Annotated in this window: 15 protein-coding genes and 1 pseudogene; 11 read left to right on the top strand and 5 right to left on the bottom strand. The window is 56.5% G+C overall.

The window, feature by feature from the left end; translation table 11 throughout:
• Window positions 1-77 precede the first annotated feature (77 nt).
• The 9 genes from SCARR_RS02320 (at window position 78) to SCARR_RS02280 (ending at window position 9,714) form a co-directional block, all read left to right on the top strand.
• The gene (locus SCARR_RS02320; protein WP_136059908.1) at window positions 78-1,649 is read left to right on the top strand and encodes an arylsulfatase; all 1,572 of its coding nucleotides are present in this window, start codon (window positions 78-80) and stop codon (window positions 1,647-1,649) included.
• Between the two features lie 124 nt (window positions 1,650-1,773).
• The gene (locus tag SCARR_RS02315) at window positions 1,774-3,489 is read left to right on the top strand and encodes an alkaline phosphatase family protein (protein ID WP_407984802.1); all 1,716 of its coding nucleotides are present in this window, start codon (window positions 1,774-1,776) and stop codon (window positions 3,487-3,489) included.
• Between the two features lie 21 nt (window positions 3,490-3,510).
• Window positions 3,511-4,476 (top strand): AAA family ATPase, encoded by a 966-nt coding sequence (locus tag SCARR_RS02310; protein ID WP_136059906.1) that lies wholly within the window; start codon window positions 3,511-3,513, stop codon window positions 4,474-4,476.
• A 4-nt stretch (window positions 4,477-4,480) separates the two neighbouring features.
• A complete protein-coding gene (locus tag SCARR_RS02305) occupies window positions 4,481-5,476 on the top strand; it encodes a DUF58 domain-containing protein (protein ID WP_136059905.1) in 996 nt (331 codons plus the stop codon).
• A 96-nt stretch (window positions 5,477-5,572) separates the two neighbouring features.
• Window positions 5,573-5,986 carry a DUF4381 domain-containing protein gene (locus SCARR_RS02300; protein ID WP_136059904.1) on the top strand — a complete coding sequence of 138 codons (414 nt, stop codon included), beginning with the start codon at window positions 5,573-5,575 and terminating at the stop codon, window positions 5,984-5,986.
• Complete coding sequence (locus tag SCARR_RS02295; RefSeq protein WP_222846148.1) at window positions 5,950-6,954, top strand: VWA domain-containing protein; 1,005 nt, start codon at window positions 5,950-5,952, stop codon at window positions 6,952-6,954. The genes SCARR_RS02300 and SCARR_RS02295 overlap by 37 nt, the downstream gene beginning before the upstream one ends.
• Entirely contained in the window at window positions 6,951-7,844 is an 894-nt protein-coding gene (locus tag SCARR_RS02290) for a vWA domain-containing protein (protein ID WP_136059903.1), read from the top strand. The genes SCARR_RS02295 and SCARR_RS02290 overlap by 4 nt, the downstream gene beginning before the upstream one ends.
• Entirely contained in the window at window positions 7,841-8,467 is a 627-nt protein-coding gene (locus tag SCARR_RS02285) for a tetratricopeptide repeat protein (protein ID WP_168432914.1), read from the top strand. Before SCARR_RS02290 ends, SCARR_RS02285 begins: the two co-directional genes overlap by 4 nt.
• Window positions 8,464-9,714 carry a BatD family protein gene (locus SCARR_RS02280; protein WP_136059901.1) on the top strand — a complete coding sequence of 417 codons (1,251 nt, stop codon included), beginning with the start codon at window positions 8,464-8,466 and terminating at the stop codon, window positions 9,712-9,714. The genes SCARR_RS02285 and SCARR_RS02280 overlap by 4 nt, the downstream gene beginning before the upstream one ends.
• A gap of 46 nt (window positions 9,715-9,760) precedes the next feature.
• Here the strand turns inward: SCARR_RS02280 and pgi are convergent, their stop codons facing one another.
• The gene (gene pgi / locus SCARR_RS02275) at window positions 9,761-11,374 is read right to left on the bottom strand and encodes a glucose-6-phosphate isomerase (RefSeq protein ID WP_136059900.1); all 1,614 of its coding nucleotides are present in this window, start codon (window positions 11,372-11,374) and stop codon (window positions 9,761-9,763) included.
• A gap of 166 nt (window positions 11,375-11,540) precedes the next feature.
• On the opposite strand from pgi, the gene SCARR_RS02270 reads away from it, so the two are divergent.
• A complete protein-coding gene (locus SCARR_RS02270) occupies window positions 11,541-13,916 on the top strand; it encodes a carboxy terminal-processing peptidase (protein ID WP_136059899.1) in 2,376 nt (791 codons plus the stop codon).
• A gap of 93 nt (window positions 13,917-14,009) precedes the next feature.
• On the opposite strand, the gene SCARR_RS02265 is transcribed toward SCARR_RS02270, so the two are convergent.
• The gene (locus SCARR_RS02265) at window positions 14,010-15,077 is read right to left on the bottom strand and encodes a mechanosensitive ion channel family protein (RefSeq protein ID WP_136059898.1); all 1,068 of its coding nucleotides are present in this window, start codon (window positions 15,075-15,077) and stop codon (window positions 14,010-14,012) included.
• A gap of 222 nt (window positions 15,078-15,299) precedes the next feature.
• Here SCARR_RS02265 and SCARR_RS29655 point away from each other — a divergent pair.
• A pseudogene (locus SCARR_RS29655) lies at window positions 15,300-15,596 on the top strand (hypothetical protein); the annotation flags it as partial.
• Between the two features lie 147 nt (window positions 15,597-15,743).
• On the opposite strand, the gene SCARR_RS02260 reads toward SCARR_RS29655, so the two are convergent.
• From SCARR_RS02260 to SCARR_RS02250, 3 genes are read right to left on the bottom strand one after another with little or no spacing between them, the layout of a single operon-like run.
• The gene (locus SCARR_RS02260; RefSeq protein ID WP_136059897.1) at window positions 15,744-16,769 is read right to left on the bottom strand and encodes a coproporphyrinogen III oxidase; all 1,026 of its coding nucleotides are present in this window, start codon (window positions 16,767-16,769) and stop codon (window positions 15,744-15,746) included.
• Window positions 16,766-19,351, bottom strand: coding sequence for a bifunctional serine/threonine-protein kinase/formylglycine-generating enzyme family protein (locus SCARR_RS02255; RefSeq protein WP_136059896.1), 2,586 nt, complete (start codon window positions 19,349-19,351; stop codon window positions 16,766-16,768). The genes SCARR_RS02260 and SCARR_RS02255 overlap by 4 nt, the downstream gene beginning before the upstream one ends.
• A 43-nt stretch (window positions 19,352-19,394) precedes the next feature.
• Window positions 19,395-20,828 carry a sigma-54-dependent transcriptional regulator gene (locus tag SCARR_RS02250; RefSeq protein ID WP_136059895.1) on the bottom strand — a complete coding sequence of 478 codons (1,434 nt, stop codon included), beginning with the start codon at window positions 20,826-20,828 and terminating at the stop codon, window positions 19,395-19,397.
• Window positions 20,829-20,883 lie beyond the last annotated feature (55 nt).

The raw sequence follows: 20,883 nt of genomic DNA, 5'->3' as shown, positions 1-20,883 counted from the left end.
AGCCTCCAACGCTCCATGCGTTTTTTCTGTTCATAAGAGATACATTCACATTTCACTAAACAATAAGGAGAAGTGTCATGAGAAACATTCGATTAACCCTGTCAGTTGCCGTGCTTGCAGGTGCCTGTCTGGCAACCGCTCAAAGCCATGCAGCAGAAAAGCCTAATATCCTCATTATCTGGGGTGATGACGTCGGTGTTGCAAATATTAGCGCCTACAACCATGGGATCATGGGATATCAAACGCCCAACATCGACCGCCTTGCAGATGAAGGCGCCATGTTCACCGATGCCTATGCACAGCAAAGCTGCACGGCCGGCCGCTCTTCTCTTGTTACCGGCATGCACCCTTTCCGCACCGGCTTGTTGACCATTGGAATGCCGGGCTCCGATCACGGCATTCCTGACTGGGCCCCGACGATTGCCGACCTGCTGAAGAATCATGGCTACGCCACCGCCCAGTTCGGCAAGAACCATCTTGGCGACCAGGATGAGCACCTACCGACGAACCATGGGTTTGATGAGTTTTACGGCAACCTCTATCACCTGAATGCCGAAGAAGAGCCGGAGACCTATCACTATCCGCAGGATCCGGAGTTCCATAAAAAATTCGGACCGCGCGGTGTGATTAAATCTACATCAGATGGAAAGATTGAAGACACCGGACCGATGACCCGCAAGCGGATGGAAACCGCAGATGATGATTTCACCCAACACGCGCTGGATTTCATCGAACGCTCAGCCAAGGCGGACAAGCCCTTCTTTACCTGGGTGGCGCATACCCGCATGCACGTTCACACTCGTTTGAAAAAAGAGTCGCGTGGAGTAACAGGAATCGGCATCTATCCGGATGGCATGGTGGAGCACGACGGGCATGTTGGGCTGCTGCTGGACAAACTCGATGAACTGGGCATTGCTGATAATACAATCGTGATCTACTCCACCGATAACGGCGCAGAAACCGTGACCTGGCCGGACGGAGGCATTACCCCGTTTTATGGCGAAAAAGGAACCACATGGGAAGGCGGCTTCCGCGTGCCGCTGGTGGTGCGCTGGCCGGGAACCATCAAGCCGGGATCGCTTAATAACGACATCATCAGTCAGGAAGACTGGATGCCGACCTTGCTGGCCGCCGCCGGCGAACCGGATATCACAGAAAAATTGAAAAAGGGACACCAGGCCAATGGAAAGAACTGGCGGGTGCACCTGGACGGGTATAACTTTATGCCCCGCTTTAAAGGTGAAGTGGACAAAGGCCCGCGCGAGCAGATTATCTACTTCGGACAGGGCGGCGAACTCAATGCCGTACGCTGGAACGACTGGAAGGTTCACTTCGCTACCATCGAAGGCAACATTGCGTTCGGTCAGCGGATCACTCCCAACTGGCCTACCATCATCAACCTGCGGGCTGACCCGTATGAAAAGGCTTGGCATGAGTCGGAATTCTATCTCCGGTGGTTTGTCGATAACATGTGGTTGTTTGTTCCGATCCAGCAGGAAATCCAAGAATTCCTCGGTTCACTGGCAGGCTACCCCTTCCAGGAAGGCCAGAACATGAATGCAAGCGGCATCAATTATCAGTCGCTGAAAGCGTTGAAAATTCTCGAACAGATAAAAGAGAAAGGCTTGATCGAAATCCCCAGTAATTAACCACCAAAGTTCGGCCTCACCAGCAGGCTGTTTTGGCTCTGAAAACGCTTGGGGCCGCAATGGGTTTCAAGCGTTTTTATACTATCTGAGATGCAGAAAAAGGATGTTTATTATGAAACTACGGATGGTCATCTTCCTTTCAATTATCGCTAGCCTGAGTGGTTGCACGCACCCCAAAGCATTGCCGCTTTCGGGCAGCAAAAAGGCTCCGCGCCCTAAACTCATCCTACAAGTCACCGTCGATCAGTTGCGCGGCGATCTGCCGGAGCGCTTTATGCAGCACATGGGCGACGGCGGCTTCCGCTATCTAATGGAGGAAGGCATCTGGTATGCCGATGCCAACTTCACGCATGCCAACACCGAGACGATCGTTGGGCATGCCTGCCTAGCCACCGGTGCGGATCCATCCGCTCACGGCATGATTGGCAACATCTGGTTCGACCGACAAACCGGCAAGCTGACCTACAACATTGAAGACCCTGACTATCATCTGCTGACCGAGGGAGCATCGGTCGACAAAGCCTCGGAGATCGATCCCACCCAGAAAAGCGCCTCCACGGACGGACGGTCGCCAACCGCCATGATCGTCTCCACCTTCGGCGATGAACTCGCCATCAACACGGCCGGCAAATCCAAAATCTTCGGCGTATCGGTTAAAGACCGCGGTGCTGTTTCGATGGCTGGCCATGCCGGTAAGGCTTTCTGGTTTTCAAAACAATCCGGCGAGTTTGTTACCAGCTCCTATTACTACGACGCCTATCCAGAATGGGTGAACGAGTGGAACGGCAAAAAGCTGGCCCAGGCCTACTCCGGCAAATCGTGGGAGCTGATGCTTGAGCCGTCCGCCTATCTCTTTGGCGATGCTGACGACGCGGAATGGGAAACCGACTTTCCAGGGTATGGAAGAATCTTCCCTCATGCCTACGGAACAGCGGACGGCAAATATTTCACGACGCTGCTGACCCTCAGCCCGGCCGGCGACGACCTCACGCTCGACTTTGCAAAATCCCTGATCGCCGCCGAGCAGCTCGGACAAAACGAAGTGACGGACTATCTCTCCATCAGCTTTTCCTCCACCGACTATATCGGCCACCTATTCGGCCCCTCCAGTTTGGAAACCGAAGACAACATGCTGCGCTTGGACCGCACGCTGGCCGATCTGTTTGCCTATGTGGATGAACACGTCGGATTGGAAAACACGCTCATCGTGCTGTCTGCCGATCATGGCACCCCCGAAGCGCCCGGCTATCTGAATTCATTCGGCATCAATGCAAAATATGTGACGCCCGAAAAATGGGAAAAAGAACCCGCCATCATCGAACTCAAAAAACGGTTTGGTATTGGGAAGGAATTAATCGAAGCCTATCATCATCCCTACGTCTACCTCAACTACGAGGTCATTCAGGCAAACCAGCTTAACCAGGCGAAGGTCGAGCATGCCATCGCGGAAGAACTGATGAAGTTCGATGGCGTTGCGCTGGCCGTTTCCAGTACGGCGCTTCGTGTAGGCGACTTCCCGGACACGCCTCTGATTGAATCGGTGCTGCGCAACTACAACCCTGCGCGTTCCGGCGATGTTTTTGTGGTGCACGAACCGCACTGCTTCATCAACGACTTTGACGGTTTGCAGGTAACCTGCACCCATGGCTCGCCTTGGCGCTACGACACCTTTGTTCCGGTGGTCTTTGCCGGAGGCGACCTAGAGCCGCAGCGCATCTACCGCGCCATTGAACCGGTGGCCATTGCCCCGACCCTCTCCGCGATTGTTGGCGCCAAGCCCCCTTCCGGTTCACGCACCGAACCGTTGCTGGAAGTTATGCAGGGCATCGATAAAGACTAACGGAAAAAGCAGGAGTACATCATGGCGAATGCGCTGGAATCTCTGAATACCCTTCGCTCCGAAATGGAGCAATCCATCCTTGGCCAGAGCCACGTGGTTGAGCGGTTGCTGCTGACACTGCTCTGCAACGGCAACGCCCTGCTCGAAGGACTGCCCGGACTGGCCAAAACCCGCGCGGTCCGGAGTTTGGCCGACAACCTTCATGCCGAACTTTCCCGCATTCAGTTCACCCCCGACCTGCTGCCGTCCGACATCACCGGCTCTGAAATCTATCTGGGCGAACAGGCGACTGAACGGTTTGAGTTCCAGCCCGGCCCGATCATCAGCAACCTGGTGCTGGCCGATGAAATCAACCGCGCCCCCGCCAAGGTGCAGGCGGCGCTGCTCGAAGCGATGGAAGAGCGGCAGGTCACCGTAAACGGAACCACCCACAAGCTCCCGGAACTGTTCATGGTGCTGGCCACCCAGAACCCGGTGGAGCAGGAAGGAACCTACCCCTTGCCCGAAGCGCAGATGGACCGCTTCCTAATGCACATTCAGGTCAACTATCCGGACGACGAAACAGAACAGCAAATCATCCGGCTCGTGCGCGGAGAAGCCACGGCTCCGGCTATTGCATCCGAACCGCTCGCCCAGCAGGTGGTTTTTGATGCCCGCAAAGAGATCGCACAGATTGAAACCCCGGACAGCATGGAGCGCTATATCGTCGCCATCATTGCCGCGTCACGGCGCCCCGCTGAATACAGCGAAGAGCTCGGCCGCTGGATCCTCGTAGGCGCCAGCCCGCGCGGTTCGCTGGCGCTCGACAAGGTCTCGCGCGCCCACGCCTGGCTGAACGGCCGCTCGACCGTCACCCCCGACGACATCCGCGGCGTTGCCCACGACTGCCTGCGCCATCGGTTGATGCTCAGCTATGAAGCCCGGGCCGAAGGGGTTGGCCCCGACGAGGTCATCTCGGCCCTGCTGAACAATGTAGCCGTGGAATAGCGGCATGCGCGATCCGTTTCAAATTCGCAAGGCCGCGGCCGGCGCTGCAAAAAAGCGGAAAGCTGACCCGACCGACCCGCGGGTCTATGTTTCGTTGGAGCAGCTTGTTCTGTTGCGCCCGCAAGCCAACGGCTTTTCCTTTCTGCCTCACCAACCGGTTCACAGCCTGCTCACCGGAAAACACGGTTCGCGGTTGCGCGGACGTGGACTCAATTTTGAAGAGATCCGGAGCTACCAACCGGGCGACGACATTCGTTCCATGGATTGGAAAGTCACCGCCCGCACCCGCTCGCCCCATGTACGGGTTTATTCCGAAGAACGCGACCGCCCGGTGCTACTGATTGTGGATCAGCGCATTCACATGTTTTTCGGCTCGGTCGACAAAATGAAATCGGTCTCTGCCGCTGAGCTGGCCGCCCTCGCAACCTGGCGCGTTCTTTCGATGGGCGACCGCATCGGCGGCCTTATCTTTAATGATCGCGAGATCGAGTATGTCCAACCACGCCGCAGCGAAACCACGGCGATGGAACTGCTGAATCATGTCGTCCGGATGAATTGCCAGCTGTCGTCCGATGCGCCTTCTGGAGATCCCTCACGCCTAAACGCGGCGCTTGAGAAGGCCTCCAGAGTGGTGTCGCACGATACACTGATTGTGATCATTAGCGATTTTGACGGCGCGGATGATCAAACCTTGGAACTGACCACACGGATGGCCGAGCACAACGACCTGCTCGGGCTGCATCTCTTCGATCCTTCCCGCTCCGCCCCCCGCCCTGCCGGAGCCCTGTCGCTGACCGATGGACAGCTTCAGATTTCAGCCGACTTCAACGATGCCCGCTTCCGCGATAAAATTGCGGCCGACTACAAACAGGAATCAGAAGAGCTGACCCGCACGCTGAGAAAACTCTCCGCCCCGTTGCTGCCGATCAGCACGCAGGGCGATGTGGCCGATCAAGTCCGCAAACTCCTTGGATATGTTCCTGCTACGGGGAGCATTTGACAGAATGATTATGGGCAGAATAATTAAAAAGCACCTGTCGCAGGGCATCATTCTGTCCATAATTATTCTGTTAAAATTAATCTCTCAGGATGAGTTATGACGAATCGCGTCTTATCCATTCTAGACCTGAACGACATCGTCGAACCCGATGCGGTAGGCGCCTGGCCGTTGGCTCCGGCATTGACCGCATTTTTGGTGCTGGTTTTGGCCGGGGTGCTGGGTGTTGTAATCCTGACTGCTCTGCGTTGGCACAGCGCCGCTTACCGGCGGGAGGCGCTGAGACTGTTGAGTGAAGCCTCCACCCCGGGCGAGATCATGGTGTTGCTCAAACGGGTGGCCCTGGCGGGGTGGCCGCGCGAGACGGTGGCTCCTTTGCATGGTGATGAGTGGATTAATTTTTTAAACGACTGCTGCCCGCGTTCCAGTTTTAAAGCCGACGCCGAATTGGCGGCACTTTCAGCTCAGGCCGCTCTATGGATTCAGCATCACCGGAGGCCGGACTCATGCTGAGCTTTGCCTACCCATGGCTTCTGCTTATTCTGCTGCTTCCTGTGGCCGTACGGCTGCTGCCCTCGCACCGAACGCAGCGCGCGGCGGTGCGCGTACCATGGTTTAATCGGCTCGCCTCCTTTTCCGGAACGACACCGCAGGCCGGCGCAGCCGTGGCACGGCGTTCACACTTGCGCTGGGCCGTTGACGGGCTTTGTTTCCTGCTGGCCGTCGTGGCGCTTGCGCGCCCCCAAATGCTGGAGCCTCCGGTCTATAAAAGCGTCTCGGTCCGCGACATCCTTTTGCTCGTCGATCTCTCCGGCTCGATGGAAGCCGAGGATTTTACAGATCGTTCGGGCCAAAAGGCCGATCGCCTGACGGCGGTGAAAGAGGTGCTCGACGATTTTCTGACGCGGCGCGAAGGCGACCGGGTCGGGCTGGTGGTGTTCGGCAATGCGGCGTTTGTTCAGGTGCCTTTCACCCGCGATGCTCAAACCGCCCGCCTGCTGCTCGACGAATTGCAACCGCGCATGGCCGGCCCTAAAACCGCGTTCGGCGATTCCATCGGCCTCGGGATCTCCCTGTTTGAAAAGAGCGATGCCGCGCAACGCGTCATGATTGCCCTGACTGATGGCAACGACACCGGGAGCCGCATCCCGCCCACCGAAGCGGCCACCATTGCCGCCGATCACGACATCACCATTCATGTAGTTGCGGTCGGCGATCCCGAAGCGGTCGGCGAGGAAAAGCTGGATGTCGATGCGATGCAAGAGGTCGCCGACAAAACCGGCGGACAGTTTTACTCCGCCAATGACCGAACCGAACTGGTCGGCATTTATGAGGCCATTGATCAGCTCGAAGAACGCGAAGTCAACACGATCAGTCATCGCCCTCGAAAAGAGCTGTTTGTCTGGCCGGCAGGTGCGCTCCTGCTGATCAGTCTGGCCTCCTACACCATTCAGGTTGCACGCAGGGAGGGGCCGGCATGATGGATAGTTTCCATTTCCTGCGTCCGCTCTGGTTGCTGGCCTTGATTCCGACGGTTCTTCTTGGAGCCGGACTACTGCGCCGTCAGCGGGGCCAGTCGCAAGCACAGCTTTTGATTGCACCGCATTTGCTGACGCACCTCATTAAAGAACCTGAACAGCAAAGCCGGTTCCGTCCGCTGCACCTGCTCGTCTTGTTCTGGGTGGCCGCGGCACTTGCCCTTTCCGGTCCAACCTGGCGGAAGCAGCCTAACCCGTTTGCTCAGGATGAGTCGGGGCTCTACGTACTGATGGAGTTCTCCGGAACCATGCTGGCGAACGATGTCCCGCCCAACCGGTTGGAGCGTGCGAAACAAAAGCTGAGCGACCTGCTCGAACTACGCGCTGGTGCGCCGACCGGACTAATTGTATATAGCGGTTCGGCCCATCTGGTGATGCCTTTGACCACCGACGGGCGCATTCTGATGCAAATGATCGAGGACCTCGAACCGGAGTCGATGCCGAAAGAAGGACATGCACTCTCCGAAGCACTGGCCTTGGCGGATCGTATGTTTGTCAAAGCGGGACAATCCGGATCCGTGCTGGCCATCTTGGACGGAGTCGACGAATCAGAGCTTCCAAACAACTACCCGTATCCAATCCAGTTTCTGCCCATGGCCGCTTCGGTTCCAACGGAGCTTACGAAAGCCGCCCGTTTGCTGGATGCCAAAATCACACCGCTCACCGTGGATGAGGCCGATGCTGAACGTATCTCGCGACAGACCAGCCGGGATATGAAAAGCATACTGTCATCGGAACAGGGCGACCGCTGGAGCGATGCCGGATATTATCTGATTCCATTGCTGGTCCTCGCCACGCTGCTGCCGTTCCGCAAAGGATGGGTGGTCGAATGAAACGCTTCATACTCATTTGGCTGTTGCTGGCCGTTGCGGTGCTGACTGGCGGACTCCTTTCGCTGAATGGCCGCCCTCCCGCCTTACTGGTGATGACGCCGGATCAGTACGGACAGCGGCTATACAATCAGGGACGCTTCGAGGAGGCCGCCAAATGGTTCCAATCCTCCAACCGGCAGGGAACCTCGCTGTTCCGCGCGGCCAAATTCAAGGATGCGACCGGGCGGTTTGCCGGGACCGGTTCGGCGGAGGGGTTGTACAACCAGGGCAACGCGCTGGCCATGCAGGGAAAATATGCCGATGCGGCGGAGCGGTATGTCCAGGCATTGGAACTTCAACCGGGCTGGACTGAGGCCGAAGAAAACCTGCAGATCGCCCGCTTTTCGGCGAAACGGCTGGAGCAAACCGGAGGAGAAGCGACCGAGCTCGGAGCGGATGACTTCATCTTTTCAAACAAAAAACCGCCCGCCTCTGCTGAAGAATCTACCGAAATCGCACAAAAGGCCTCTTCCGCCCAAATGCATGCCGTCTGGCTGCGGCAGGTTCAAACGCGCCCAGCCGACTTTCTCCGTTCTAAATTTTCCTATCAATCCGCCATGCAGCAGAAGGGCCCGCAGGAATGAAACAACGGCTCTCCATTTTACTGCTGCTCCTGTTCTGTGGTTCGCACAGTTTGTTCGCTGAGATTTACGTAAAGGCGCAGATCGCTGATCAAGACAAGCCGATCTGGGTGGGCCAGCGGGTGCGCATTAAGATCGACGCATTGGCCTCGGACGGCTGGATCGGGATTTCAAAGATTAACCTCGATGACATTAACGGTGCGCTGATCTTAGACCGCAACCCCGGCGGAGTGACGATTAGCGAAACCGTGGACGGACAACGTTGCTCCGGGCAGCGCAAAGAAATTTTCATCTACCCGCAGCGCAATGGCAAAATCCGGATCCCCGAATTTTCAATCCAAGTCGAACCCCGCGCGGCAGGTGCCAGCACCACCACAGAGTCAATCAACAAACCAGTTCCATCCCTCTCATTCAAGGCGCAGCTTCCCGAAGGCGCTGGGAGCGGAACGCTGGTCAGCACTACGGACCTAAAGGCCACCCAGCAATGGTCGTTGGAATCGACCGAGGTATCGGTTGGCGATGCAGTGGAACGGAAAATTCGCATAGAAGCCGATGATCTTCCGGGCATGCTTTTCCAACCCTTGGAAGTGGAAGAAACAGAAGGACTGGGCATCTATCGCAAGCAGCCGTCGATAGAGGATCGAATGAATCGCGGACAACTTCGCGGGGTGCGCGAAGATTCCGTCACCATCGTGTTCGAAGCGGCAGGCACCTATATTATTCCCGACATATCTGTGCAGTGGTTCGATCTAAAATCCGGCCAATTAAAAACAGAAACGCTGCAGGGACGCACCTTCACTGTTCAGGGCGTTTCAGCTCTAGCGGATGAGAAGTCAGGCAGCCGGACTCTCACGATGACAGCCGGCGCCATCGTATTGCTCCTGCTATTGGCAGCGGGACTGAGGCCCATGATCCGGCGGAAACGTGCAGCACTGCAATCCAGCGAATGGATGGCCTTTCAGCATGTGCGCCGCATGGCGCGAAAAGATTCGCCCAAAGCACTGCTGAATGCGTTGCTGCAATGGGGCGACCAACTGGAGGAAGGCTTCCGTCTCGATACCTTCCTCCAACGGAATGGCGACACCATCGCCCTCCAATCATTGGAACTTTTTTATCAATCTATTTGGAGCAACGCCCCGGCCCAGCAAACCGCATTTCTAAAAAGCATGACCCAGGCCCGAAGGAATTATTTCAGGCAACTGAAAAAAACAGCGCGCGAGCAAAAACTTCTCCCCCCGCTCAATCCATAAAAAAAGCGGAGCCGAAGCCCCGCTTTCCAAGGATTGGAAATCCTGCTTATTTGTTCGCGCGGAAGTATTCGATGAGCGCGTTGGTGGAGGAGTCGTGCGCCAGTTCGGTGTCGACTTCGAGCTCGGGGAGGATTTCCGCCGCGAGAACTTTGCCGAGCTGGACGCCCCATTGGTCGAAGGAATAGATATCCCACACGATGCCCTGCACAAAGATTTTGTGTTCGTAGAGCGCCACCAGCTGGCCGAGCACGGACGGCGTCAGCCTTTCGGCCATGATGCTGTTGGTCGGGCGGTTGCCTTCGAACGTCTTGTGCGGAATCAGCTCGGCGGGTACGCCTTCGGCCTTGAGCGACTCGGCAGTCTTGCCGAACGCCAGCGCTTCGGTCTGCGCAAAAAAGTTGGCCATCAGCTTGACGTGGTGGTCGCTGATCGGGTTCTGCGATTTGCAGAACGCGAGGAAGTCGCATGGGATGAGCTTGGTGCCTTGATGGATCAGCTGGTAGAAGGCGTGCTGGCCGTTGGTGCCGGGCTCGCCCCAGATGACCGGGCCGGTTTGCCATTCCACCTTTTCGCCGGAACGGGTGGTGCTTTTGCCGTTGCTCTCCATGTCGCCCTGTTGGAAATAGGCGGCGAAGCGCGAAAGATATTGGTCGTACGGCAGGATCGCCTGGCTCTCGGCACCGAAAAAGTTGTTGTACCAGATCCCCAGCATCGCGAGGATGACCGGCATGTTTTCGGCCAGAGGCGCGGTGCGGAAGTGCGTGTCCATCTTGTGGTAGCCGTCGAGCAGTTCGGTGAAGTTTTCCGGTCCGATGGCAAGCATCACCGGCAGGCCGATCGCGGAAGTCAGCGAATAGCGGCCGCCGACCCAGTCCCAGAAGGCGAACATATTGGCGGTGTCGATGCCGAATTCGGATACGGCGGCGCCATTGGTGGAGAGCGCCACGAAATGCTTGGCAATGGCGGCGTCATCCTTGAGAGATTCCAAGCACCAAGTGCGTGCGCTGTGCGCGTTGGTCATGGTTTCCTGCGTCGTGAAGGTTTTCGAGGCGACGATAAAGAGCGTTTCTTCGGCGTCCAATCCTTGCAGGGCTTCGGCAATGTGCGTACCGTCGACGTTGGAGACAAAAATCAGGTTGAGGCCTCGCTGGGAATAGCACTTGAGCGCTTCGTAGGCCATTACGGGCCCGAGGTCGGAACCGCCGATGCCGACGTTGACAATGTTTTTGATCGGCTTGCCGGTGTAGCCCTTCCATTCGCCGGAGCGGACCTTGTTGGAAAACGCGGCCATTTGGTCAAGTACGGCGTGAATGGCGGGAATCACGTTTTCGCCATCGACCTCAATCACGGCATCCTTGGGCGAGCGGAGCGCAACATGCAGTACAGAGCGGTCTTCGGTGGCGTTGATCTTTTCGCCGGTGAACATGGCTTCAATCCATTTTTTGAGATCGGCGGACTCGGCCAGCGCAATCAGTTTGTCCATGGTTTCGGCGCTGATGCGGTTTTTTGAATAGTCGAGCAGCAGGTCTTCGGCTTTGAGCGTAAACTGCGCGGCGCGGCCGGCGTCGGCAAAAAGATCGCGCAGGTGGGCATCCTTCATTTCGGCATAGTGCAATTCGAGCGCTTTCCACTCTGAACGTTCAGTCAATTTGGCTGTCATATTAGTAGCTCCTGGTTAAATCGGTTTCGAGCGCCAGAATCTACAGGCATTGGAATACGGGTTTAAACCTAAAAATGACGGAATCTAAGGCGGAAAGCAGCTTGTTTTGAGATTGAGCGCACTATAGTCTGTTTGGGTCTTTATTTGTGCATCTAAGGAATCTTACATGAAATTGAAGCAAATCATTGCAACAACCAACTCAACCTTGATCAGTTGCAGCATGCTGCTGCTAGTCGCATGCTGTTCGAAGGCGCGCGAAGACGACAGACAGGATGCTCAGTGCATCGCCGTTGCGGAAGCCCCGGTTGGCACGAATGCCGTGGCTGCTCAAGAAGTCCGCGCTGCCGCACCGGAAATCAAGGCGGTTCAGGTTCAGCCCGAAGCAACCGTTCCGAAGAGCGATCTAAACATTAAGCGAATCAGCCGCGCCGTCGCCTACTCCCTCCCCCTCTACCACCTCAACCAACTTTCGATGAATGAGCATATTTCCACGAATGCCTTCAACCTTTTCATCAGCTCGCTGGATCCCGCCCGGAGCTATTTCCTTCAATCCGACATCGACGAGTTTTCAAAAGATTCAAAAACTCTTGATAAACAACTGAAAAAGGGCGAAATCACGTTTGCCATCGAGGTCTATGACACGTTGATGGAACGGATCAAGAACCGGTTGGCTTTCTCGGAAAAGATTTTGGTAGAGGGGTTCGATACCTCTGTGGATGAAGATTTTCTGTGGGACCGCAAGGATGTCGCATGGCCCAAGGATGAAGCGGCTTGGGACGAGCTGTGGCGCAAGCGGCTCAAGAATGAATACGTCAGCCGCTTGGTCTCCACGCAGGTTTTTGCAGACAGCGGAACCGAAACCAATTCCATGGGGCTGACCGGCACAAACCTGATTGTTGAAATTGAAGCCGTTCAAAGTAATTTCGTTGCGGTGGCGGAAACGACAACCTCGAATCTTGTGGCCGAAGCAGAAGCCGATTCAACCAATCAGGTTGCCGGCGCTTCAGACGAATATGATGAAGCGGCCGAGGTGGCGGCCCTTTCACCGGAAGAGTTCATCTTGGAGCGCTACAAGCAATTCCTGATGACCATGGAGTCGTTCGATGAAGAAATGCTGCTGCAGCGCTACCTCACCTCGTTCTCGCAGGTTTATGATCCGCACAGCGACTATATGTCGCCCAGCAGCGTCGAGGATTTTGACATCAACATGAAGCTTTCGCTGGTGGGTATCGGCGCGATGCTCCGCCCCGACGAAGGCTCTGCCAAAATTGTGCGCGTCATCCCGGGCGGGCCCGCCGACAAAGACGGGCGGCTCAAAGCCGGCGACAAGATTGTTGCCGTTGCCCAAGGCGACAAAGAACCGGTGAGCATCATGCACTGGCCGCTCTACAAAGCCGTCCGCCTGATTCGCGGTGAAATTGACACCACTGTGGTGTTGACGGTCATCCCGGCATCTGACCGCACCGGCTCACGCACCAAGAAAATCGACCTCGTTCGCGCCGAAGTGAAACTTGAAGAACAAGCCGCCAAAAGCGAGGTCAAGGAAGTCGAGCTTGAAGACGGCACTACCCGCACGCTGGGCATTATCACCCTGCCCGACTTCTATGCCGACTTTAAAGCCACCAGCAAAAACGAAAAGAATGCCCGGCGCGCTTCGACCGATGTTCGCCGACTGATCGATGAGCTCCAGCTCGAAGGCATTGAAGGACTCGTGCTTGATCTGCGCAACAATGGAGGCGGTTCATTGGTCGAGGCCATCGAAACGGCCGGCTTGTTCATCACTTCCGGCCCGGTGGTGCAGGTCAAAGAACGTCGAGGTATCCAGGTATTGCCCGACGCCGATCCGGAAGTGAGCTATGACGGCCCGATGATCGTGTTGGTCAACCGACTGAGCGCCTCGGCCTCCGAAATTCTCGCCGCGGCGCTGCAGGACTACAAACGCGCCGTCATCGTTGGCGACAAGCAGACCCACGGCAAAGGCACGGTGCAAACCCTGATGCCGCTGGGCGACAAACGCGGCTCGCTCAAGCTGACCACGGCCGGCTTCTACCGCATCAACGGCGGTTCGACTCAGCTTAAGGGCGTTTCTCCCGACATTGTCATTCCGTCGTATCTCGACGTCATGGATCTGGGTGAAGACTCGCTAGAACACGCTCTCCCCTGGGACACCATTCGTCCCGCTATGTACCGCACGCAAAGCGGACTTTCTGAATTGCTTCCGGTGCTCGCGGAGCAATCCAGCGAACGCATTGAGGCCAATGAAGAGTTTCAGGCCTACCTCGCCAAACGGGACCGCTTGAAAGAGCGCTACGACACCAAGTCCGTTTCCCTTTCCCTGAGCAACCGCCTCGCGGAAGCCGAGGCGGAAAAAGAAATCGACGACATTCAGAGCGGTGCGTTTCTCGAAGATGAAGACGGAGAGAAAAAGAGCAAGGACATCATCCTGAATGAAACCCTTTACATCCTCTCTGACATGATCGAACTGAAGCAGGTAGGGCGAACCGAAATGCTGGCGCCCAACCTCAGCGCCAGCGAGGGTTAGCAATAACCGCGGCGCCGGATTCCATTCCGGCGTTTCTCGCGCGAAGACACCGGATCGGAATCCGGTGCCACAACCTCCGAAGCGATCCTTCCTTTACTCGGCATCCAAGCCGTTGACATGCAACGTCTGGGTCGGGAAGGCGAATTCAATGCCGGCTTCGTTGTAGCGCTTGAGCAATTCGAGGTTCAGCTTTTCAGAGAAGGCGAGATAGTCCCAGTATTCCGGCGGGTGATACCAGTAGATCGCCAAAATGTTCAGCGAGCAGTCGTTGAAGTTGTTGAAGAAGACGCGCGGCGGAAAGTCCGCGTTCATGCCCTCGTGGTTATCAAGCAGTTCCTTGAGGATATCGAGGGCTTGCTGCACTTTTTCAGGGGGTGTATCGTAGGTGATGGTCACGTTCATCACGCGCTTGATATAGGCGCGCTTGCCGATGTTCTGGATCATCAGATTGGCCAGCTCGCCGTTGGGTACCGTAACCAAATGGCCGTCAAGCGTACGGATGCGGGTTGAACGGAAACCGACTTCCTCCACCGCTCCGTCGTGGCCGCCCACTACGATGCGTTCGCCCAGTTCGAACGGCTTGTCGGCAAAAATGACCAGCGATCCGAAAAAGTTCTTAATCGTTTCCTGTGCGGCCAACGCAACGGCCAATCCGCCGACGCCGAGGCCGGCCAGAATCGAAGTGATCGGCTTGTCGCTTAAAATCTGTGCCACTTGCACCAGCGCCAGAACAATGATGACCACTCGCAAGCTCTTGCGCACCATCGGCGCCATCATGTCGTCCATTTTGGTGCGGGTCTTTTTCGTGTAATGCGAGATCGCAAAATCGAGCACATCAACCATGGAATAGATAAAGAAGGTCACGGCCACCGTCAACAGCACGGATAAGCAATCGGCTAGAATCCGTGCAATGCCTTCACCCACCTGCAGGGTTCCAAGGCCGGGGAAAAGGCCGAGCGTGAAAAAGAGGAACGGCACCGGACGGGCAAACGCCTTGAAGGCCGCCTGTATAATTTCCTTGCCCTCGAAGCGCTTTGACTTGCCCATATTGGTCAGGATGATTTGAACCACTTTGCCCAGAACAACTGCACCGAGCACCCATCCAGTCACGATCAGCGCCTGGCCCCAAGTGATCCCTGCAAAAACTTCTTCATTCAGCATCGCACCATCTCCATTCGGTTAATGCTGCCGAAAATAGCCGCCCCTTCAAAAATTCCAAGTTCCAATGGGTGGAAAGTTGCATGATCTTGCGGAATGCGCAGGCTTGACTGCGCTTTCAAATACACCCGCAAAGCAACACGCCGCTAAAACCGCAGTCACGCAAAGCGAGTCTGAGCCTGCGCAAGACCACCCACCGCACTCCAATGCAGCTGCAAATACTGCAACTCCACCGACGTCGTCAAAGCCGGCACACGCAAACTCAAGAGCGGCGTCAAGCAGCTCTACAAATGCAACGACTGCCTGCGCAAGTTTTCCAGCCTGCACCGCAACAGCAAAAAAACCGATCCCGACATTATCCTCAAGGCCCTTATCACCGTCTGCAGGTCAAGGCGCTCCAGTTCTCCAATACCAATTTCAAGCGCCACGACGTCGTCGAGCAGTTCATGCTCAACTGCGACCGCTATACGATTGCCGCCGAGGTACCGGTGTGGATGGATGCTATGGAGTGCTCTGGCTTGACAGAGCTTTCAAAACAGGGTGGCTTGACGCCCGACGATATGGAGTGCGCCGGCTCGACGGCGCTTTCAAACCATACCGCACAGCAATTTAAAAGCGGTGTCGAGCGGCTATCGCCGGCCTTCGGCCCACCGCACTCCGAAATTGCTTCTACTGATGGTTGTCGATGGTGGGCGGGGTGGAATTGCCGGAGGAGGCTTGCATTTCCAACGCTTCGGGATGCTTCTGGTAGTGCGCCCGGACGGCGACGGCGAGTTTCTGCTTGGTGTCGCCGTCGATGACGCACGTGCCTTGGCTTGGAAGCGCGGCCAGCAAGGCATCCAGCAAACGATCCTGCGGTTCGGGCATGCGCGAGCGCCAGGAGGCGAGCAGGTTTTTGTCGATCCGAGGCGGCAACGAGCCTAGAATGCCGACATCGTTTTGATCGTGCACCAGCAGGCCGGTGGTCGTGCCGCGGTCGAGCGTGAGCACCTGGAAAAAATAAAGCGTGTGATAGGCGAGTTGCGCCGCTTGCTCAGCCTCCGAAGCTGGAGCAGCATCCTTCGACGCTTTTTTCAGTAGCTGGACATAGGTGTCGACGGCCGCTTCTCCCACCCTTTGGGCAAAGGCGCGGTCGGCCTCGAAATCGCCGGTGCTGTAGTTTTCGAGATAAAAAAGAGCAGCGCCGCGATGGCGGTTGAGGGCCGGAATGAAAAAGTAGCGATCACCCTGTTCCGTAGCTTCGCCGAACCGCTCGGGCGCGGCCTCGCGCAATGCGTCGATGAAGCGTTCGGTGTGCAACGGGTTAGGCAACGCTGGGTTGAGGTCCGCCATGATCCGCCAGTAGCCGGCGCCGCCTTTCATCTCGGTCCAGCTGATGTGGATATGCACCGACGGCGCCAGAGGGTGCGACGGATGCACAATCGTTGAAATGGCGGTGGCGGAACCGAGCTTGCGCTCCGGATCATCGTCGTAGTGCACCTGCGAGACATTGACGGATGCTCGGCCGAGCAGTGCGGTGTCTTCAGCCCCGAAGCGCCACCCGCCGCCGTGCCGGCCTTCGTTGCGCAGCCACTCCGAAGAGTTAAACGCTTCGCCTCCCAGTTCTTCCAGTGACTTGACAAACCGGCTTTGGAGCGACTCGACGAGTTGAAGTGCTTTCGTGGCGTGTGTTGAGTGAGCGAAAGTCCGGGTCATTCAGGGAGGTCCATCACATAGCGGAAGCCGACGTCGCTTGGAACCACGGGGGTGTCGGAGGCATAGCAGCACGGAAGGAAGGTTTCCGTGGTAAAGGCGCTCCCGCCCTTGAGCTGGTAAAGCATGTTTTCTTGGATGCTGCCACCGTCGTAGTCGGGCAGTGGCGACGAGGTCATTTCGCGTACGTTGCCAGCCATGTCGAAGACGTTGTAGACCGATTTGTCGCTGAATTTAAAACTGCCGGGCGGGGCAGTAAACGGATACTTAGCTTTTGCGTCTGTGTTCTTTTTAGTCATGGTCAGCTTCACATTCATGCCGTTGCCCCAAACATAGCGCCGGCCATCTACGCCGCGCGCGGCTTTTTCCCACTCCTCGGCGGTTGGCAGGCGGATGCTGGAACCGCTTTGTGCGCCCAGCCAGGCGCAATAGGCTTCGGCCGCTTCACGCGTAATTCCGACCACGGGCAGGTTGGGCTTATGCGGGCTGTCGGCGTATAGGTTCCCGTCAGAATCCCATGCATCATAAAACTGCCGGACGTTTTCGTCATACCGGATACGGCTGCTGAATTGTTCTTTTTGTTTGCTGTCGAGCGCTTTCCAAAACGCGATGTATTCGGCAAAGGTCACTTCGGTCTGCTTGATAAAGAATCCGTCGAGCTCGTAGCGGTGCTGGCGGTAAAACCGCGATTCTTTGCCACCGAAGAAGAACGGACCGGCAGGGATGTAGGCCATGCCCGGCGGAATCGGAGAAGGTATGTCAAGCGTCAGCGCTTCGTGCTCACCGTGCTCAATAAAGACTGGGTATGGAATTTTACTTCCATCCTCCAGCACCACCTCCATGATGTATGAACCCTTCTTGATGGGGTCGATTGCGAACGGGAAGGTTTTGCTGCGGTCAAGCATATCGCCTTGGGTAAACCGCGGATCATGTTCATCCACCGAAAAAACCATCACTTCGGTCACGCCGGGCGCTTCGAGTATTTCTAAAACTCCGTCCCCTTGGACCTGGAGCTTAGCTTCCGCCAAATACGCTTCAATGTCCGGGGGAAGTCTGCCTCCCCATCGTTCAAGGCGCACCTCCACTTCATTTAAACGGTTGCCCGCTTCGTCGTATTCTTTGCGGTAAAGGGCAAAGTCGTTCCGCGTGCGCAAGATGTCGCCGAGCCCCCCTAGAACCGGTCGTTTGAGCCTGAATTGTTCCGGTACGTTTTGGAAGTAGTTTTGTGCCAAATTAAACCCTTCATTAATCTCATCAACCAGCCTGTTGAACGCAGTTTGAATTTCGGCTTCTTCCGGCGATGCGCCTTGGCTTCGGGCGTTTAGGCAGATGTGCTCCAGTTCGTCATACTTGGCCTTGGCATCGTCCACTTTAGCCAACGCCCCGGATAGGAACTCTTGCGCATGGGCCAGATTGGCCTTATAGCTTCCGTGCAGCATGGCACGTTGGAAGCCAAATGCAAAAACCATGGCAATCGAGGCCGCCAAAACCACGCTGGCCTTGATGGGGTTTCGTTTGCACGCCTTCCAAAAACGGATCAAGCGGGGTGCCTTATATGCACTGACTTCAATATTGCCCATATAGTTCCGGATGTCCTGAGCAAATCGTTCAACCGACCGGTAGCGGTTGATCGGGAAGAGTGACATGGCTTTGGTGCAAACGGCATTGAGCTCGCGCGGTATATTCAACTCAGGTCTGCGTTTGCGTGGCGGCTGGAATTTTCCGGCTTTCACATTTTCGAGCAGATTGCGCAGCGGGGTTTTCTCAAACGGCGGCAGGTAGGTAAGCATGTGATAAAGAATGGCGCCGAGGCTGTAGACATCGCTTTGGAAATCAATATCCTTGATCCGCCCCTCCGCCTGCTCCGGCGCCATGTAGTTCGGCGTTCCCGAAACTGCACCGTCCAGTGTTTGCGAGCCGTCGTCGAATTCGTCCATCTGGAGCTTTACCTTGGTGAATTCCTCATCCTCCGCCCCAAGATGCTTTACCAACCCCCAGTCGAGAATAAGCACTTCACCATATTCGCCGATCATGATGTTGGCCGGCTTGAGGTCGCGGTGAATCACGCCGCGGCTGTGCGCAAAAGCCACGCCGTTGCACACGGCCAGAAAGATTTCGAGCAGGACGTTGAGCGGATATTTTTTCAGATAGAGCGAGGTGCCGGACTCCAGATGGTCGAGGATTTCCTTCAGGTCTTCCCCTTCGATCTTTTTCATCGTAAAATAGATGCCGAAATCGTCGGTCACGCCCATCTCGTGCACCGGCATAATGTTGGGGTGCTCCAGCTGGGAGGTACCGCGCGCCTCTTTCAGAAAACGGTCGACCACTTCCTGCTCTTCGCGGAAATGCGCCTTGAGGGATTTGATGGCCACCTCGCGCCCCAACAGGGTGTCGGTGGCGCTATGCACCTCGCCGAACGATCCTTTGCCCAGCGGAGCGATGCCGGTGTAGTGCGCCGCAGGATTGCCCTTTTTAACGGACAACACGCGTTTTACGTTTCCGAGTTCAAGCGAGGACGACTCCCCTCTTGTTTTCATCAGATCGCTGTCTTCACCCGCCCCGAAACCCAACTCTGGCTTATCCATTAAAACCTCCAGTCGCGAATCCTAGGCAAAACCGCAATGCGGGTCACGCACTCGTAACGTTTTTCTTTACGGTGCGCCAGTCGAGGCCCGTGCGCCGCGCCACTTCGCCATAGTTGCCGTAGAGGGTATAGAGATCGCGGCAATAGTGCTCCACCAGTTCCTTGGCCGTCAGGTTTCCCGCTTCAACGGCCTGGCTCAGCGCGATTTCCTCTGTTGGCTCAGTGGCCGAATCGCCCGCATAGGCGCCGGTCAAAAGAATGCGCCGGATGGCCTGCTCCAACTCACGGACATTGCCCGGCCAAGCATAGTTTTTGCCGACATCCTGGTTTAGCTTGCCGAGAATGGGAAGAATTTCACCCTCTCCGCAAATCCGCTGGGCCAGATGGCCGGCCAGTTGATCCAATGCGCGCGGCGTTTCGCGGATGCGCTGCCGCAACGGCGGCATGGTGATGAGGTCGGAGCAGAGCCGGTAATAAAAGTCGTCGCGGAACGTGCCCTCGCGCCGCAAGGCGTCGATCGATTTGTTGGTGGCGGCAATCACCCGCCCCTTGAACCGGAGCTTGTCGTGGCTGCCCACCGGCGAAAAAGTGCGCTCCTGCAAAACCTGCAGCAGTTTGATCTGCACCGGAATGCTAACATCGCCGATTTCGTCAAGAAAGATGGCGCCGCACGGGCTGCATCGCGAAAAGATGCCGTCGTGCTTTTCGATGGCGCCGGTGAACGCCCCCTTGCGGTGGCCGAACAGCTCGGACTCGATCAGCGTTTCGGGATATTGCGACAGGTTGATTGAAACGAAGGCCCGCGTAAAACTTTCCTCGAACTTTTGAGCATTCGGATTAAAGGGAATGTAGCCCGACCGCCCAATCGCCGCCGCGGCCGCGCCTTTGCCTGTTCCGGTTTCGCCGAGCAGCAGCGTCGAAAAGTCCTCCATCCGGTTCCAGAGGCACTGAACATACCAAGCGATGTCGTGCGTGAAAATATTATCCCAAAGCTGGGCGCGCATCTGCCGCATGCATGGACTTTCACCAATCAACTCGGTGGAGATAAAATAAAAGGCGCGGCGAATCTGATAGAAAATGCCGACGTAGCGGCACGCATCTGCACGTTTGAAGCCATAGCCCGCCAGATCTTCGAGGCATTGGAATGCAAACGGCGCACGGCACGACTCATCGCCCGAAGCCAGCTGCTCTTCGATCAGCGCATCGAACGCCTCCATATACCGATGAAACACATGGAACAATACGCTGACCGTCACATTGCGGGCTTCCCCTTCGGCCTCGATATCCACCACCAGCTCGCCGGCTTGCTCAAGAGACTGAATCTGCTTGGCCAGATCGCGCAGCAGCGGCGGCAGCGTGGACTGCCACTCCGTACTTTCGGACGCCCCTACAATTCGGCGGTCAATCTCAGCCCGCTTCTCTCCGAACGGATTGCTGAACGCCGCCTCCGCCACCATCTTAAAAAATTCATCACTCATATGCACCCAATGCCTTCGCTTTATTCACTAGGTGAATATAGGAGATTCCATGAGT

The organism is Pontiella sulfatireligans (assembly GCF_900890705.1).
Lineage (GTDB): Bacteria > Verrucomicrobiota > Kiritimatiellia > Kiritimatiellales > Pontiellaceae > Pontiella > Pontiella sulfatireligans.
This window is presented reverse-complemented; position numbering and strand designations above follow the sequence as displayed.